This window comes from Wolbachia endosymbiont (group B) of Schoenobius gigantella, assembly GCF_964031005.1.
Lineage (GTDB): Bacteria > Pseudomonadota > Alphaproteobacteria > Rickettsiales > Anaplasmataceae > Wolbachia > Wolbachia pipientis.
Window position 1 is genome coordinate 1,477,989 of record NZ_OZ035002.1, and the last position, 16,745, is coordinate 1,494,733.

Below are 16,745 nucleotides of genomic sequence, written 5' to 3' on the forward strand. Positions count from 1 at the left end.
TTTATGAGTGATGATATTACACCGGTAAATGATCAAAATTTCAAATCTGAAGTCACTGACTATAAAGGGTTTGTTCTGGTAGATTTTTGGGCAGAATGGTGTGGGCCATGTAAAAGTCTAATGCCGCGTATTGAACAGTTGGCTAAAGACAGAAAAGGCAAGATTAAGATCTGCAAGTTCGACATAGATGAAGGGACTGAAGTGCCAAGTAAGTATGGGGTTCAATCTATACCTACTTTGATTATATTTCAAGATGGTAAGGAAATTGCACGCAAAATTGGTGCAACAAATGATCTGCTAAGTTGGGTTGATAGTGAAATAAGCTAATAGACAAATTTGCTTTTGTGTGTATTATAAATATTGATAAAAGGGATTGTAGCTCAGTCGGTTAGAGCAGTTCGCTCATAACGAATTGGCCGTAGGTTCGAGTCCTACCAATCCCACCATTGTTAGCATGATCGTAACAATGAGAAAACTATAGTATATGAACTATATATTAATGTAATGGGGGAAATGATGGAATTTACTAAGTCTCTAAATAACAAGTTAGATGAATTGCACTTACTAAATCATCCATTCTACCAATCATGGAATACAGGAAGCTTAAGCTTGCAAGCTTTACAAACCTATGCTAAAGAATATTATCACCATGTTGCTGCGTTTCCTCGTTACATCAGTGGTATACATTTTCTGTGCCCAGATCTAAAAATGCGACAGGTTTTACTTGGTAATTTAATAGAAGAGGAACAAGGTGATGAAAATCATCCAGAGTTATGGAAACGTTTTGCTGAAGGGCTTGGCGTTGCGCGATCTGATCTTTGTGAAAGTGCACAGATTAAGGAGACACAAGAATTAATTGATGGTTACTTTGACATTGTAAGATCAGGTTTTGCAGCAGGTCTTGGAGCCTTGTACGCTTACGAACGTCAAACTCCAGAGGTTTCCAAGTCTAAAATTGAAGGTTTAAAAAAACACTATTCAATAAGTGATGAGCGTTCTCTTCAATTTTTTACGGTCCATATGCATGCTGATGAATGGCATTCTGAGGAATGTGCAAATCTTATTGAAGATCTAGATGAAAAAGAGCAAGATAAAGTTATGCAGGGTGCTCAAAAGGGAGCAAGGCTCTTGTGGGGTTTTCTTGATGGAATGATGAATGCTAGCGTGTGTTAGTAGTTGTAAGTAGCTTAAACTCAGTGATGTTGGAATGCAATGTTTGCATGTAATCTTCTTATATCTGACTTACGGCTTTGGGTTCATTTAGGCTATAGTGCAGAAGAGAAGTATCATTCTCAATTAGTTAGTGTTAATATTGATTTTACCTTTAAATCCCCCCCTTTAGGACTTACAACTGACCGGCTTGAGGATACTATATGCTACTTGGAGGTAGTTCAGAGTATTCAATCTCTCGTTCAAAGCAAGCAATTCAACTTAATCGAGCATTTAACTCATGATATATACAGGACCATTAATAACCTTGTGATGCAAAAAAAGCTTATTATTTCTTCTATAGGCGTAACTATTCACAAAGTTGCACCACCTGTCCCCAGTGTGCATGGAGGTGTTTTCTTTACTTATCGTAATGCGTTGCAAGAATGATTTACATTTCTGTTGGCTCAAATATAGGAAATCGCTTTTCCCATTTACAAAAGGCTGCTCAGTTACTGCAGGAGCGCTATTTTAAAAATTTAAAATCTTCAATTATTCTGGAAACTAAGGCTATTTTACCAAATGATGCTTCACCTGGGTGGGACAGGCCATTTCTAAATATGGTTGTGTATGGAAGTTGTTCTTCTTCTCCTGAAGAGCTGTTAAAGGGCCTTAAACAAATTGAATGTGACATTGGCCGTCTGCAGGTCTATGAAAAATGGGCACCTCGCGTTATTGATTTGGATATTTTGTTATGGGATGACCTGACACTTGATACACCCTACCTTAAGATTCCTCACCCAGAATTGATAAACAGACCATTTTTGCTTCACTTGATGACAATGCTGAACCCTATGGCAGTAGTTAACAAAACGTTTGGTACTGTTAACCCTAACATTAAGGATTGCTTTTTAAGGAGTTTTACGCTTTCACCAGAGCTTGTAGGTATTGTCAATATTACTCCTGATTCATTTTCAGATGGTGGTCTTTATTATGATGCAGATCAAGCAACCAAGCAGGCACTGCGGCTGTTATCAGATGGTGCAAGCATAGTTGAACTTGGTGCTCAATCAACAAGACCTGGCTCCTCAATACAAACTCCAAAAGCAGAATATGCACGCTTAAAACCAGTGCTTGATAATCTCAATCAGTATATGAAAGTTGGTGACATTAAAGTCAGCATTGATAGTTTCTGGCCAGATGTTATTTTGAATGTTTTGGAGCACTACAACATTGCCTGGGTAAACGATCAGAAGGGAGATCTAGATGATAATACCTTAAAAGCGATTGCTAGCAGTGGATGTAGTATCGTTATTATGCATTCACTCTCCATACCACCACATAGTGACAACATTATCCCAAGTGACATTGATCCAATTGATACCATAAATAATTGGGCAGAAAGGAACATTAATAGATTACTAGCTCTAGGTTTTGATCAAAGCTCGATCATTATTGATCCTGGTATTGGTTTTGGCAAATCTATGTACCAGAATATCCAGATTTTACGCAGTATAGAAACGTTACAAAATTTTGGCTGCAAAGTTCTGGTTGGCCATTCTAGAAAGTCATTTATTTCTTCTTTTTCTACAGAACCTGTCTTTAACCGAGATTTAGAAACAATTGCTACATCATCTGTATTACACAACAAGGTTGATTTCCTTCGAGTGCATAATGTGCGTGATCACATGCGATTTTTTGTAGCTCAAGCTGCTTTACAGGGATGATAGTTATCGGAATTATGGCTGTTGATCCCAAGGGGGTAATTGGAATAAATAATGGATTGCCCTGGCATTATCCAAGTGAGTTAGATCATTTTCGTCAGGTGACTGAAAAACAAGTTATTGTTATGGGGAGAAAGACATTTGAAACTATGCCTCAAGACATATTAGGGAATCGTATCCCTGTTGTTTTTTCTCGTGACAAATTAAATTCTTGTTTTAACAGAGGAGTAAAATGCACTATTATTTCTTCTATGCAAGAGTTTTTGTCAATCCAAAGTAATTCTAAAGTCTTCATGATTGGTGGAGCACAAATAGCGCATCTTTTTTTGGAGTATGATCTAATCTCAGAATTTATCATAACAGAAATTTACAAACCCTATAAAGGTGATGTATATTTCAACTTAACACTTCTTGATGGATGGCATAAAACTATTCTCACCAAAACGAAAGATTATACTATATGCAAGCTGACACGTTAATATGCATGTTGAAGCAATTTATACCCACCGCATTGAATGTGGAGAAGTATTAGAGCAGGTTCTTGATCGCTATGTTTCAGAGTTGCTAAGAGAGGAAGTTGTTCTTGCTATCACATCAAAAATCATTTCTATTTGTCAAAAACAAGTGGTTTGCAAAACTGCTTGTTCTAAAGAAGAGCTAATCAAAAGAGAAGCTGATGCAATTGTTGATGTAGACCATAATTCTTACGGCATCTATTTAACAATCAAAGACAATATCTTAATTCCATCTGCTGGTATTGATGAATCAAATGGTAATGAAATGTATATTTTATACCCAAAGGATGTTCAGAAAACAGCTCTATCAATATGGAACTATCTCAAGACAAAACACTGCATAAAACATCTTGGTATTTTGATTACAGATAGTAACATAACACCTATGCGCCTTGGGGTTACGGGCGTTGCTCTTGGTTGGTGTGGATTTGAACCATTTTATTCCTATATAGGCAAGCCAGATCTTTATGATCAACCACTGCAAGTAACACAAGTCAATCTTCTTGATGCGCTGGCAACGTCTGCTGTTTTAGTTATGGGAGAAGGGGCGGAGCAAACACCAATGGCAATAATTAGTGGCGCACCAAAGATTCACTTTCTTACTCGTCCGCCAACTACAGAAGAAGAAAAAAGTGTGAAGATATCTATGGAAGAGGACCTTTACTCTCCTCTCCTCATGCGAGCCCGCTGGTTAAAGAGTTAAAGAGGAACTTAAAAATTTGCTATTAGACTTCTTACATAACCATATAACATTGGGAATAGAAACAAAAAACTTACTTGACACCCTTCGCCAGCGCCCTTATCATGATAGTGAAGCTATTGTATTTGCTTTCGCCAATCTGCAGATTAAAAGGTAAGGATTACTTAATGTATCGGCGTCTTATGTTTAATTTTTTGCAGTACATAGATACTGTATGTCTTTACAAAACTTCATCTACATCTAGATTTTTATCTAAATAAGCTGAACGCGCTTATAAAGCGTTACAAGACATCAAAAAATGCCAATACTCGACAGAGATAGTAAAAGACTAGCTAACTCGGGGATTCTTTGTCTTTTTTTCTGCTTAGTAAACTTCTTAAACATTTGCAGCGTAAGTTAGTTGCAATTAAAAGCAGCTTAATCTTGCTTGTCAAGCGTTTAAAACATAAAAAACGCCAATATTTTAAAGCGGATAATAACCCCAGGGCTTCTTTTGCCTTTTTTTTCATTTGGTAAATTTCTTAACGTTTGTAGCTAAACGACAACCGTCATCCCGCTACGTGTTAGCGGGATCTATGCTTTGAGATACCGCGAATGAATCGCGGTATGACGGTTCGCGGCGGCGTGACGATAAGCTCGTCATCCCGCTACTTGTTAGCGGGATCTAGAGATACCGCGAATGAATCGCGGTATGACATAGGGAACCCTTTCTTGGGTTAGCTATAGATTTACTTCGCATATTCAGCTAATTTTTATTACAATTACAACAAAATAATTTTGGCTTTGATGAAAACTGTATATGTATGTCAATCCTGTGGTCACAGCACTGGTAGGTGGGTAGGGAAGTGCATCGCATGTGACAATTGGGATACAATTGTTGAGGAAATAGCAGTAAAAACGGGCAAAAGAAGTATATCTGCACCAATTTTAATAAAGACGTTATCGGGTAGCGAAATTATCACTCCAAGTCGTTTTTTAACAGGAATAGAAGAATTAGATAGAGTTTTTGGTGGGGGTATCGTTCAAGGTGCTAGCATTTTAATTGGTGGCGAACCTGGTATTGGAAAATCCACCCTTTTGCTTAGAATTGCAGCTAATGTTGTGCAACTTTCCTCTTTTGAATGTCTTTATGTATCCGGCGAGGAGTCTTTAGAGCAGGTGAGTCTCAGAGCAAAGCGTCTTAAGATAAATGAACCTAAAATTAAGCTTTTATCTACAGTGTCTTTAACTGATGTAGTAGCAACAATAAAGGAAAACAAAAGTATTAAATTCTTAGTAATTGACTCTATACAAACAATGTATGATAGCAGAATTACATCGGCACCAGGAACTGTAACTCAGGTTCGTACTTGCGCACATGAATTAACTATTCTTGCGAAACAATATGGTGTTTCTCTTTTAATAGTTGGTCATATAACTAAGGATGGACAAATAGCTGGACCCAAAACTCTGGAGCATATGGTGGATACGGTATTATATTTTGAAGGTGAAAATAGCAATCAATATCGCATTTTGCGTACTATTAAAAATAGATTTGGCCCTGCAAATGAAATTGGTGTTTTTGAGATGTCTGAAGCAGGACTTGTGCCTGTTGATAATCCATCATCATTGTTTCTGATGGCCCATGACAGAGAAGTAGTTGGCAGCGCCGTATTTGCAGGAATTGAAGGTTCAAGACCAATTTTAATGGAAGTGCAAGCATTAATAGCAGGGACTAATATGGCAACCCCAAGAAGGGCAGTAGTTGGGTGGGATATTAATAGATTGGCTATGATCATCGCGGTGCTAAATGCTCGTTGCAAAATGTTTTTGCATGATAAAGAGGTATACCTAAACATTGCAGGGGGACTCAAAATACAGGAACCATCGGCTGATCTTGCTGTTGCTGCTTCCCTTATTTCAAGTATAGTAAATTTACCGCTGCCAACTTCTTCAATAATCTGCGGTGAAGTTGCACTTTCAGGAGAAATTAGGAACATCTCGCATGCTGATCTCAGACTAAAAGAAGCACAAAAGTTAGGATTCAAAAAAGCAATTATGCCTAAAAATGGTAACTATTCTTCTCATGATATTGAAATAATCAAGCTTGGTCACGTAAGGGAATTAAGAGAAGTCTTTAATTACAATTAAATAACGCTTCAGCAAATTCTTTGCTAGTAAACTCCCTTAAGTCCTCTATATTTTCGCCAATTCCTATAGCATGTAACTTTATCTTATAAGCTTCTGCAAGTCCAATTACCACTCCGCCCTTAGCAGTGCCATCTAACTTTGTTACGATTAGCCCGGTAACATTAACCATTTTGCTAAATGCTTCTAATTGGCTATAAGCATTTTGGCCGGTAGTTGCGTCAAGAACTAAAATAACGTCATGAGGGGCAGTGTCATCCAATTTCTTTATCGTTCTATATATTTTTGATAACTCCTCCATAAGGTTCACATTATTTTGCAGCCTTCCTGCTGTGTCAATTAGAACAACATCAACGTTATCTTTTATAGCTTGACTTACAGCTCTATATGCCACACTTGCAGAGTCGCTACCGTACTCTCCAGTAACAATCAAGCAATCAGAACGTTCTGCCCAAATGTTTAATTGTTCACTAGCAGCAGCTCTAAATGTGTCGCATGCAACAAGCATAACGGATTTTCCCATTTCCTTATATTTATATGCGAGCTTACCTATAGTCGTGGTTTTACCGTTACCATTTACTCCGCATACCATTATTATATGTGGTTTTTTGTTTAAAATTAGCGGTTGCACAGCAGGGTTCAATATCGATTCTATTTCGCTCATTAGCTGCTGTGTGATGGTATTATACTCAACTTCCTTGTCAAATTTGATGCTTGTGAGCCTATCGATAATCAACTTGGAAGTTTTATGACCAATATCCATGCTAATTAGCAATTCTTCTAATTCATCTAAAAGCGACTGATCTAATTTTTTTTTGCCAGAAAAAATACTTTTCACCCCGTCGCTAAAGCGAGAAGAAGTTTTTAACAGGCCCTGATAAAGGTTACTAAACAAACTCAAGGGATACTCCTTTTTAAATTATAAACTTAATTACAATATAAAGAATGACATGCACTACGCGAATTTGTAAAGTAAAATGCACTCAAAAACTACAATTTTACCTTACAAAAATTACACTTTTTGAGTGTATTTTACTTTAGTTTTTAACCTAAATATGTTATAATGTAGAATAGCGGTTCACAGGTAATTTTATGAGTTACAATGAGAAAATTTTAGATCATTACGAAAATCCAAGGAATGTTGGCTCTCTGGATAAAAATGATCCAAATGTTGGTACTGGCCTAGTTGGTGCACCATCGTGCGGTGATGTAATGAAATTGCAGATAAAGGTCAATGACAAAGGTGTTATTGAAGATGCAAAATTTAAAACTTTTGGTTGTGGTTCTGCCATTGCTTCAAGTTCCTTGTTAACAGAGATGATAAAGGGAAGAACCATCAGTGACGTTACACAGATAAAGAATACTCAAATAGTGGAAGAGTTGTCTTTACCTCCAGTGAAGATACACTGTTCGGTACTTGCTGAAGATGCTATAAAGGCTGCTATTCATGACTATCAAAGTAAACAAAAGAATTAAGAAGCTACGAACATGGGTGAATATCAAGAAGTAGGCGGAGGTGAAACTGTAAAAAAGAATAAAAAACTTATCACTATAACTGCGGAAGCAGTAGAAAGGATAAGGTATTTATTGGACCAAAAGAAGCATACTAACCTTGAGAAACCGGAAGAAGCAATAGGAATAAGAGTGCTAATTAAGCAAAAAGGATGTTCTGGTTTAAAATATGATATTGAATATGCATATGATACTCGTCCTTTAGAGTCGGTAATTGAAGAAAACTGTAGTGATGGCCAAAAAGTTAAAGTGTTGATCGACCCAAAATCCGTCATGTTTATTCTTGGCTCTGAAATGGATTATGTAGAAGAAAAATTTTCATCGGGTTTTGTTTTCAAAAATCCTAATGAGAAAGGAAAATGTGGTTGTGGAAAGAGTTTTCATGTCTAGCAACTATTTTGCATTGTTTGAAATTGAACCAACTTTCAATATCAGCTTTGATGAGTTAGAGAAAAAATATATTGAGCTAAGCAGGACTGATATAAATGAAAGACAGTCCCAAAACATGGAAAATATTAACAGAGCTTATCAGATACTAAAGTCACCGCTAAAACGTGCTGAGCATTTGCTGGATTTTTTTAATGTGAAAAGCCAAAAGGACCACTTAAATTCTGAAATATTAAGTGAATCAATGGAAATAAGAGAGTACTTACTAGACTGCGACGATCTACAATTTGCAAGTAGGATGATCGATGAAAAAATAAAAGGTTGCATTAAAAATCTAATTAACACTTTTGCTGTAAAGAATTTTGATAGAGCTGCTACACAAGTCTTAAGATTGAAATATTTATACAAGTCATTTGAGGAGATGAAGAAAAATGCAACCAATTCAAATTTCTGAACCAAATTCAAATGAAGTAGTTTTTGGTATAGATCTTGGCACTACCAACTCTTTAATTGCTATGGTAAATAAAGCTGGCAACGTGGAGATATTTAAAGATGAACAGGGAAGAGAGCTATTACCTTCTATCATTTCATGTGAAAATAATACATTGAAAACTGGCTATGATGTTGGCTCAAATGCAATCCACTCAATAAAACGTTTAATGGGTAAAAGTGTTAAAGATTTGAACAAGATGGGTGTTTATTTTGAAATAGATAACGAAAGTGAAAAAGTTATTAGAGTAAAATGTTCGGAGGAAAAGTATCTTACTCCTGTTGAGATTTCTGCTGAGATATTAAAAGCTTTATGTGAGAGGGTAAAAAAGTCTAAGGGGCTGGAAGTAAAAAAAGCAGTAATTACTGTGCCAGCTTACTTTGACGATTCAGCACGTAACGCAACTAAATATGCAGCAAAATTAGCTGGCATAGAAGTTCTTCGCCTCGTTAACGAGCCAACCGCTGCAGCGCTTTCTTACTCCATTGAAAAGAACAATAACAGTGGAATATATGCAGTTTATGACCTTGGTGGTGGAACATTTGATATTTCGATATTGAAATTGCATCAAGGAGTGTTTCAAGTTCTTGCAGTTGGTGGTGATACCAAACTCGGCGGTGATGATTTTGATCATTTGCTGAGTTCAATTGTGATTGATAAGTATAGAGAAAAGACGGCTAAGCAACTAAATTCCTTACTTATCGAATCACGCTCTGTGAAAGAGTACCTAAGCAATCACACTATAGGTATCTTCGAATTTAATGTTAACGGCAAGCCATTTGAGTGCGAAATTACCAGAGAAGAATTCGAGCAGGCAATCAGTTCTTTGGTCAATAAGACTATCAATATAGTCACTCGTACTATAAGTGATATAGATCTTAAAATTGATGATATAAAAGGAGTAATTTTAGTTGGTGGTGCAACTAGAACACCATTGGTTCAAAATTCACTAGTCAAACTCTTTGGAAATAAAGTACTAAATGACGTGGATCCAGATAAAGCAGTTGCCATTGGGGCAGCTCTGCAGGCTCATGATTTAACTTCGAGCTCAAAAGATAGGAATATTCTCCTGGATGTTTTACCTCTATCACTTGGCATAGAAACTATGGGAGGCATAGTTGAAAAAATCATACCAAGAAATACGCCACTGCCAGTTTCAGAAACAAAAGAGTTTACAACTTATATTGATGGGCAAACAGCAATGAAAATTCATGTTTGTCAGGGAGAACGTGAAATGATAGAGGATAACAAATCTCTAGCGCAGTTTGAACTAAAAGGTATACCGCCACTGCCTGCAGGTTCTGCAAGAGTTGAAATAGAATTTACAGTTAACGTTGACGGAATCTTGACTGTTACTGCAAGAGAAAAAACTACTGGAATTGAGCAGACAGTTAAAGTAAATTCAAGTTTTGGCTTGAGTGAAGCTGATGTTCAAAATATGGTTAACCAGTCAATAAACAGTTTTGACGAAGATATGAAGGCTCGTTCCCTTGCAGGTGCTAAAATTAATGGAAATAAACTCATACACTTGGTTGAAAACAATAATAACCTTTCCACTGATCAAAAGTTGAAAAACCTATTACAAAATGCAAAAAACGCTTTACAAGGCAATGACTTGAATGAAATTAACAACACTATCGCCGAGTTAGAAAATTCTTCTTTAGAGTTGTGTGAATTAACAAATAGGTAGAAAAAGCTTACACAACCTTGTGCAATACCCTATTTAATCTCAAAGCAACAGGTAACCTGAAATTAAATGGTAACCAATCGACCTTTCCTAATTTAAATGATAAACCAACTATGCTTACACGCCCAATGATATTTTCCATTGGTACAAAACCAACTTCAGGAAACCTACTATCTAAAGAATTATTTCTATTGTCTCCCATAACGAAAAATTGATCGTTAGGTACATAATAAACCGGAGTGTTATATGATAGCTTATTAGAAATGTCATCTACCAAAATCTCATGTTCCTTGACACTTAAAAGCGTTTCTATATATCTTGGTATGTTACGATTTGACTCATAATCAAAAAAACTTTCAATTTGCCTTCGCTCTACTTTCTGATCATTTAGGTATAATTCTCCCTCTATCATTTGCACTTTGTCACCTGGTGTTCCTATTACTCGCTTAACAAACCTGATGCTGTCATTTCTTGTGGGTTTGAAAACTACTATGTCGCCACGCTTTGGAGGGGTATAAAAAATCCTGCCGCTAAAAATGTTTGGAGAAAATGGAAAGGAGTGTTTACTGTAACCGTATGAATATTTACTAGTAAAAATGTAATCCCCTTCAAGTAGGGTGCTTTTCATTGAACCAGAAGGTATATGAAATGGCTCGAATAAAAAACTACGTATTGATAGCGCAATCAACAGTAAAAAAAACAATGAAGATAAAAATCTTCCCGTTCTTATCACCCAGTTTTTGCTTAGTTCTTCCAACTTTTCCAACTTTGTTTTTCTTATAGATTAAGCTTATTATAATACATAAATTAAAAAATGGTAATATGAAATTTTACTTGTGAATGTTATTCCTCTATTCAAAACAATTTTGAAAAGGCGGTTCATTTCTTTCAACGGTGTCATCCAAGTAGCGTGACACATAACTGTACGAACATTGCAATTTGCAGGTGGCAGATGAAAGTAGCTGATGCACATCTGTACGAACATTTGCTTTTGTTAAGGTAATATGGTGTTATGAAAGTAGCTGACACTGGAATGGCTTTGTTGCATCGCTACTTATGAAAGGCTAACTATAGTTAGGATTATAAGCAACCTATTGAAAATCTTGTTTTTTTGCAATCAATCTGATCAAATTTAAGAATAGTAATTTGTTATTTATATTAATAAATTTAATTCTATTGAAAATAGCTAAAGCATTGAAATTCTTGAATTTTAGCCGGATTGGTAAATGGTAGTGAAATTTCTTTTACTCAAATTTAGGTATTCATTGACCGTTCTTGTTATAAATACCAGAATAATAAGCTACTGATATTCGCTATCTTTTTTATCTTTAATCCATCATAGCTAGCGATGCAACAAAGCCCACTGGAATCTAGGTTGTAACCGTTCACGGATTGTGAGAATGAATAAAGAACTAAGCAGTCGTAACTTTTGGAAGGGATTTTGGCCATTGAGACGTGATGTCAAAAATATCGACAACATTCTTTCCACAAATCTTTCTCCATGTTCCGACCAGGTGAAAAAGCTGTTTTTACGATAGCCGTCTAATTTGCCGTTCTGCAAGGTTGTTGATTGACTTCAGGCTTTCGTAAAAACTTCCACACCATATCCTCGGCCTTAACATCTTAATGGCCATTCTCAAACCATTTACAAGCCTTGTCATTTCATGCCCCCCCTTTTTGCATTAGTTGTGTAGCATCTTTTAATATTAGCAAGGCCTATAATAGTGCAACACTGCCTTACGTATTGCCAATCCAAATTCTACTTGCTGTAAAATAACACAATCTGCTACATCGCTGCTAATCTCAATCCCTCTGTTTATTGGCCCTGGGTGCATAACAATCGCATCTGGTTTTGCGTATGATAGCTTTTGTGAATCAAGTCCATACAAATAAAAATATTCTTTCTCTGAAGAACTATTATTCATGCGCTCTTTCTGCAATCTCAAAAGCATAATTACGTCAGCATCCTTTATACCTTCAATTAATGAATAATGGACTGAATCTACTTCAGGAAAATGCTTACAAATCAAAGTTGGTGGTGCGACCAAGTTTATCTCTGCTCCAAACATTTTTAGCAATCTTATATTTGATCTTGCAACTCTACTGTGCAGAATATCTCCACATATCACAACTTTGAGGTCCTTTATTTGCTTTTTGTGATTGCTGATTACAAGATAGTCTGCAAGAGCTTGAGTTGGATGTTCACTACTTCCATCGCCTGCATTGATTAGCGAGCAGTTAACATACTTTGCCAGTGTATTAATGATACCACTACTTTTATGCCTGATTATTATGTAATCAGGATTCATTGCATTTAATGTTTTGATCATGTCTTTTAGATCTTCTCCCTTGTTAATAGAAGAAGATCTTATTGGCAAAGTTACAACATTTGCTCCAAGGCTTTTTGCTGCTATTTCAAAAGACGCAAGTGTACGCGTTGAATCTTCAAAGAATAAATTTATTACTGTCTTATTTTCCAAGATATGACTATTTGCAACTTCTTTTTTAAGGTACTGGTTGGCCAACTTAGTTATATTTTCTACATCATCGACTGTAAGGTCTGAGATGTTTAACAAATTCCTTCTCTTGTTCATAGTTTCCTTTTCAACTACTTGAACCTATTCTACTTTCTTATTACCTTTTTTCAATAGACTTCTTGTGCAGCAATTGTTTTGGTGAAAGAACGGAAAAAGATAGTAAAGTCAAAATTAAGTTAGAAGGAAGAAAAAGTTCAGCGAGTCAAGAGTAAGGTATATTAGCATAAATCTTTCATCCCAATGTTTAGTGGCGCTGGGGATTACTTCCACTTACACTCATCCGCTATCATAACAGCCTCAAAAAGATGCTTCTCAAGTTCACTTAGAGGCAAATCACTTTGTGAATAATTTCCCCAAGATTTTAGTATATCGGAAGTTTCAACGCCTTCAATAATAGGATATTCTTGGTTTTTTTTAGCGTATAACTCTTGAGCCTGCTTGCTTACTAAAAATTCCAATAAGACTATAGCATTTTCCCTGTTTTTTGCGTTTTTTGTTACTGCTGCACCACTGATGTTTACCATTACACCGTGATCGTTGCGATTAGGAAAAAAAGCCCCTAGCTTGTCTGCAACATTCTTTTTATTTTCTGATGAAAGAATTCTCGCAAAGTAGTAGCTGTTTACTATTGCAACATCTCCCTCACCCGCTGCTACGGCGTAAATTTGATCAGTATCACCACCACTTGGTTTTCTTGCCATATTGCTCACAATTCCGCTTACCCATTCTTTCGTCTTTTCAAAACCATTATTTGCAATCATAAAAGCAATTAACGATCTGTTATATGGACTTGTAGAAGAACGCACTAATATTTTTCCTTTCCATTTTTCATTTGCTAAATCTTCATAAGTACTTAAGTCCTTAGGGTCTACTGACTCTTTATTGTAAACCAATATCCTAGCTCTTTTTGTAAGACCAAACCAATAATCTTCACTGTCTCTAAATCTTGCAGGTATAACACTTTTTAAAACCTCTGAATCTACTTGAGATAAAAGTCCTCTTTTTTTTGCTAGAATTAAGTTGATTGCATCAGCAGTCAAAAATAAGTCAGCTTCACCACCGTTTTCCATTCGTGAAAGTAGCTGAGAATAATCATCAATGATGTAACGTACTTTAATACCTGTATTTTTCGTGAATTCATCAAACAAAGTACGTACTAATTCTTCTTTGCGCGATGAATAAACATTTACCACTTGTGAGTCATTAGTTCCGTCGTTTCTGTATAAATAAGTAATAACTATCAATATAATTGCTATTAAGGATGTGAATATAAAGGCTTTTTTCATATTGGATAAAAAATAACTTCTTTCAGTTAAAGTTACCAAGATGGTACAACTTTAGCAAGTGTAAAGTTCGTTAGATAAATCATAAAAACTTCCTTGACAAGCTTCGCCAGCCCCCTTATTATAACACTGAAGCTATTTATTTATCTTCGCAATCTCTGCAGTGGATTAATGACAAAAAACTTAATGTATTTGGCGTAAATCATGCTTAATTTTTTGCACTATGTGCACCTTATTTCTTTATAAAATTTCTAGGTTTTTACCTAATATAAGCTGAAATGCGCTATTTAAAACATTAAAAAACGCCAACTTAAAAAATGGATAGTGAATAACTAGCTACCCTAGGGTTTCTTTTGCCTTTTTTTCTGTTTAGTAAATTGTATCCGTTCAGCGGAGTGGTAGAATAAGGTAGACAAAGCAAGATAATAAAGATAATCATAGAGCAAAAGTGAGGTAATGTGGTAAACCTTTGAGAACTTTGCAAAAATTTACAGCAAAAAATAGAAAAACTGAAAGCAGAGATAGAAAACTTAAAAGCAGAAAATAAAGCTTTAAAGATAGAGAACGCTGAATTAAAGGAAAGGCTCGGTTTAAATTCAAAAAACTCATCCCTGCCCAGCTCAAAAGAGCTATACAAAATAAAAAAGGACAAGCCAAAAAGCGAAAGGAATGTTGGCGATCAGGTTGGGCATAAAGGAAATTTTCATGCCACAATGGAAGCGGATAAAGTAGTAAAAATAGAGTTGCCTAATATTTGCGAATGCGGAGGAGAGCTTGTAATATGGGAAAAACCTTATGTTCACCAAAAAGTTGATCTTCCGGAAATTAGGCCTTATGTAGTAATTGGAACATGGTCGTTGTTGGAGATGCAGAAAAAGAAAAAGTAGCAAGTTACCAGAAGGTGTTACGCCAGATACATTTGGTCCAAGGGTTAAGTCTATAATTGCAGCACTCAGCGAATTTTACAAAAACTCAAAGCGTGAAGTGGCTAGTATCATAAATGACATTTTTAATTTGAACATAAGTGTTGGCAGCATATCAAATCTTACTATTACCCACAAATATAAAGTTCGTGAGCAAGTCGCCATCCTTCTGCTAAATCAAAGAGACGTTTATATCCTTTCCAAAGAGTAATTGGTCCTGGTTTTGGGTCATTTTTTCTTGCTAAATGGCCTCCAAGTTCATGAAACAGCTTCTTTTATGTTGGGAACTACACTTGGACATGGTTTTCTGTGTATTTTAACGTATAAAACTTTCCATTCTTCTTCAGCTAATAAGGTAGTACATGGTAATGTTGGGTTAGCTCTTGCAATTGATGTAATAAAGAAGATCCTCCAAGCAATAATACTCATAACTGTTAGATATCTCATTAGTCTTTCTGCTATTCCAAGCCTACATTCTTCAACTTTGAGACCGGATTTAAAATTTTATGTAATATCTCTATTTTCCATCTAAGGCAATTGTAAGTTAAAAACGTGATATAAAAGAGATAAGAGAGAAAGATAACCCTGCTCACTAGGAATAGCGGGCGTGCGCGACCGAAAGGAAATTGGTATTACAACCGTTGGTATCAAGGTACGCTAGCCCTATCTCTCGATACGTTTGAATAGTTGCTTGGGACATATATATGCACCCGTTTACAATCTTAAATTAACTAAAACTATCGAGGTTTATTATGGTTACATCTTATCAAAATTTTATTGGCATTGACATCGGAAAATTTAAAAATATCGTTGCAATTCACAAACAGAAGAATGCTGTCGAATTTGATAATAATGCTTCTGGTTGGCAACAATTATTTCAAGAGTTTTCAGATATTCTACCTAATGCTTTAGTGACTTTAGAAAATACAGGGAAATATGAGCTTGGCTTATCACATTTTCTTACCGACAAAAATATTGCCGTGCATCGAGCTAATACTCGTAAAGTAAAAAGCTTTATTTTATCTCACGGAACTTTAGCAAAGTCTAGATGCAAGAGCTCTTGCTCAATATGGATTTGAACGCCATAGAACTATCTCTCTATTTGTACCTACCTCTACAGAACAATCAACTTTGGCTGCACTTTGTCAACGTCGTGATGATATTACGCAAATGAGAACTCAAGAAAAATGCAGACTTGAAGCACCGGAAAATGATCATATAAAAGAAAGCTGTCAAAAGACCATTGAGTTTTTCGATAGTCAAATAAACGAACTCAATGATACTATACAAAAGATTATTGATGAAAGCCGCGAATTACAACAACGCCAAAAAATTCTTAAAACAGTTCCTGGAAAAGTTATCACAAGATTTTTTGTGTTTAATGCCAGAGCTTGGTTACTTAAATAGAAAAGAAGTAGCAAGTCTTGCCGGAGTTGCACCGCATCCAAAAGAAAGTGGTAAAGCTGTTGGTTACCGAAGGATTACAGGTGGTAGAAGTAACGTTCGTTCAAAGCTCTTTACAGCCGCTATGGCTGCTACAAGGTCAAAATCTATACTTGGCGCCTTTTATTCTAAGCTTGTTGAAAGTGGTAAGAAGAAGATGGTGGCTATAACAGCCCTAATGCGTAAAATTATAGTAATTGCTAATACAAGACTTAAAGAAGCAATTAATTTGCATACTTAAAAATCTTCACAACGGTAACTGAAATTG

16 protein-coding genes, 1 tRNA gene and 3 pseudogenes are annotated in these 16,745 nt (G+C 35.9%); 14 read left to right on the plus strand and 6 right to left on the minus strand.

Annotation, left to right across the window (positions count from 1 at the left end; translation table 11 throughout):
* The first annotated feature begins 3 nt into the window (after window positions 1-3).
* The 8 genes from trxA to radA all read left to right on the plus strand — a co-directional run bounded on the left by trxA (window position 4) and on the right by radA (window position 6,218).
* Window positions 4-327: a thioredoxin gene (gene trxA, locus ACQH2O_RS06935; protein WP_010962901.1), complete on the plus strand. Its 324-nt coding sequence runs from the start codon at window positions 4-6 to the stop codon at window positions 325-327.
* Window positions 328-369: 42 nt separating this feature from the next.
* Window positions 370-446 (plus strand) — tRNA-Ile (locus ACQH2O_RS06940).
* A gap of 70 nt (window positions 447-516) precedes the next feature.
* Complete coding sequence (locus ACQH2O_RS06945; protein ID WP_425385170.1) at window positions 517-1,173, plus strand: CADD family putative folate metabolism protein; 657 nt, start codon at window positions 517-519, stop codon at window positions 1,171-1,173.
* 39 nt (window positions 1,174-1,212) lie between these two features.
* The gene (locus ACQH2O_RS06950) at window positions 1,213-1,599 is read left to right on the plus strand and encodes a dihydroneopterin aldolase (RefSeq protein ID WP_264722868.1); all 387 of its coding nucleotides are present in this window, start codon (window positions 1,213-1,215) and stop codon (window positions 1,597-1,599) included.
* Window positions 1,596-2,876: a dihydropteroate synthase gene (gene folP, locus ACQH2O_RS06955; protein ID WP_138317886.1), complete on the plus strand. Its 1,281-nt coding sequence runs from the start codon at window positions 1,596-1,598 to the stop codon at window positions 2,874-2,876. The genes ACQH2O_RS06950 and folP overlap by 4 nt, the downstream gene beginning before the upstream one ends.
* Window positions 2,873-3,352: a dihydrofolate reductase gene (locus ACQH2O_RS06960; RefSeq protein ID WP_425385171.1), complete on the plus strand. Its 480-nt coding sequence runs from the start codon at window positions 2,873-2,875 to the stop codon at window positions 3,350-3,352. Before folP ends, ACQH2O_RS06960 begins: the two co-directional genes overlap by 4 nt.
* A 1-nt stretch (window position 3,353) precedes the next feature.
* Window positions 3,354-4,091, plus strand: coding sequence for a putative folate metabolism gamma-glutamate ligase (locus ACQH2O_RS06965; protein WP_010081866.1), 738 nt, complete (start codon window positions 3,354-3,356; stop codon window positions 4,089-4,091).
* 783 nt (window positions 4,092-4,874) lie between these two features.
* Window positions 4,875-6,218, plus strand: coding sequence for a DNA repair protein RadA (gene radA / locus ACQH2O_RS06970; protein ID WP_070356933.1), 1,344 nt, complete (start codon window positions 4,875-4,877; stop codon window positions 6,216-6,218).
* Here the strand turns inward: radA and ftsY are convergent.
* Complete coding sequence (ftsY, locus tag ACQH2O_RS06975; protein ID WP_010962907.1) at window positions 6,205-7,116, minus strand: signal recognition particle-docking protein FtsY; 912 nt, start codon at window positions 7,114-7,116, stop codon at window positions 6,205-6,207. The genes radA and ftsY overlap by 14 nt on opposite strands.
* Window positions 7,117-7,307: 191 nt before the next feature.
* On the opposite strand from ftsY, the gene iscU reads away from it, so the two are divergent.
* Genes iscU through hscA form a run of 4 tightly spaced genes read left to right on the plus strand, consistent with a single transcriptional unit; the run spans window position 7,308 to window position 10,294 of the window.
* Window positions 7,308-7,691: a Fe-S cluster assembly scaffold IscU gene (gene iscU / locus ACQH2O_RS06980; RefSeq protein WP_007548853.1), complete on the plus strand. Its 384-nt coding sequence runs from the start codon at window positions 7,308-7,310 to the stop codon at window positions 7,689-7,691.
* A 12-nt stretch (window positions 7,692-7,703) separates the two neighbouring features.
* Window positions 7,704-8,117: a HesB/IscA family protein gene (locus ACQH2O_RS06985; protein WP_425385172.1), complete on the plus strand. Its 414-nt coding sequence runs from the start codon at window positions 7,704-7,706 to the stop codon at window positions 8,115-8,117.
* Window positions 8,110-8,568 carry an iron-sulfur cluster co-chaperone HscB C-terminal domain-containing protein gene (locus tag ACQH2O_RS06990; RefSeq protein WP_425385173.1) on the plus strand — a complete coding sequence of 153 codons (459 nt, stop codon included), beginning with the start codon at window positions 8,110-8,112 and terminating at the stop codon, window positions 8,566-8,568. The genes ACQH2O_RS06985 and ACQH2O_RS06990 overlap by 8 nt, the downstream gene beginning before the upstream one ends.
* Window positions 8,546-10,294: a Fe-S protein assembly chaperone HscA gene (hscA, locus tag ACQH2O_RS06995; protein ID WP_010082333.1), complete on the plus strand. Its 1,749-nt coding sequence runs from the start codon at window positions 8,546-8,548 to the stop codon at window positions 10,292-10,294. The genes ACQH2O_RS06990 and hscA overlap by 23 nt, the downstream gene beginning before the upstream one ends.
* Before the next feature lie 7 nt (window positions 10,295-10,301).
* On the opposite strand, the gene lepB is transcribed toward hscA, so the two are convergent.
* The 4 genes from lepB to ACQH2O_RS07015 all read right to left on the minus strand — a co-directional run bounded on the left by lepB (window position 10,302) and on the right by ACQH2O_RS07015 (window position 14,114).
* A complete protein-coding gene (gene lepB, locus ACQH2O_RS07000) occupies window positions 10,302-11,048 on the minus strand; it encodes a signal peptidase I (RefSeq protein WP_425385174.1) in 747 nt (248 codons plus the stop codon).
* A 772-nt stretch (window positions 11,049-11,820) separates the two neighbouring features.
* Window positions 11,821-11,952 (minus strand): hypothetical protein, encoded by a 132-nt coding sequence (locus ACQH2O_RS07005; RefSeq protein ID WP_255317428.1) that lies wholly within the window; start codon window positions 11,950-11,952, stop codon window positions 11,821-11,823.
* Window positions 11,953-11,997: 45 nt separating this feature from the next.
* Window positions 11,998-12,885: an aspartate carbamoyltransferase catalytic subunit gene (locus ACQH2O_RS07010; protein WP_006280416.1), complete on the minus strand. Its 888-nt coding sequence runs from the start codon at window positions 12,883-12,885 to the stop codon at window positions 11,998-12,000.
* Window positions 12,886-13,088: 203 nt separating this feature from the next.
* Window positions 13,089-14,114: a Fe(3+) ABC transporter substrate-binding protein gene (locus tag ACQH2O_RS07015; protein WP_010082338.1), complete on the minus strand. Its 1,026-nt coding sequence runs from the start codon at window positions 14,112-14,114 to the stop codon at window positions 13,089-13,091.
* A gap of 497 nt (window positions 14,115-14,611) precedes the next feature.
* Here ACQH2O_RS07015 and ACQH2O_RS07020 point away from each other — a divergent pair.
* A pseudogene (locus ACQH2O_RS07020) lies at window positions 14,612-15,155 on the plus strand (DUF6444 domain-containing protein); the annotation flags it as partial.
* Between the two features lie 7 nt (window positions 15,156-15,162).
* On the opposite strand, the pseudogene ACQH2O_RS07025 reads toward ACQH2O_RS07020, so the two are convergent.
* Window positions 15,163-15,570: pseudogene (locus tag ACQH2O_RS07025) on the minus strand (IS4 family transposase); the annotation flags it as partial.
* Window positions 15,571-15,786: 216 nt separating this feature from the next.
* Here ACQH2O_RS07025 and ACQH2O_RS07030 point away from each other — a divergent pair.
* Window positions 15,787-16,718 (plus strand): annotated as a pseudogene (locus ACQH2O_RS07030) (IS110 family transposase).
* Window positions 16,719-16,745: the final 27 nt, after the last annotated feature.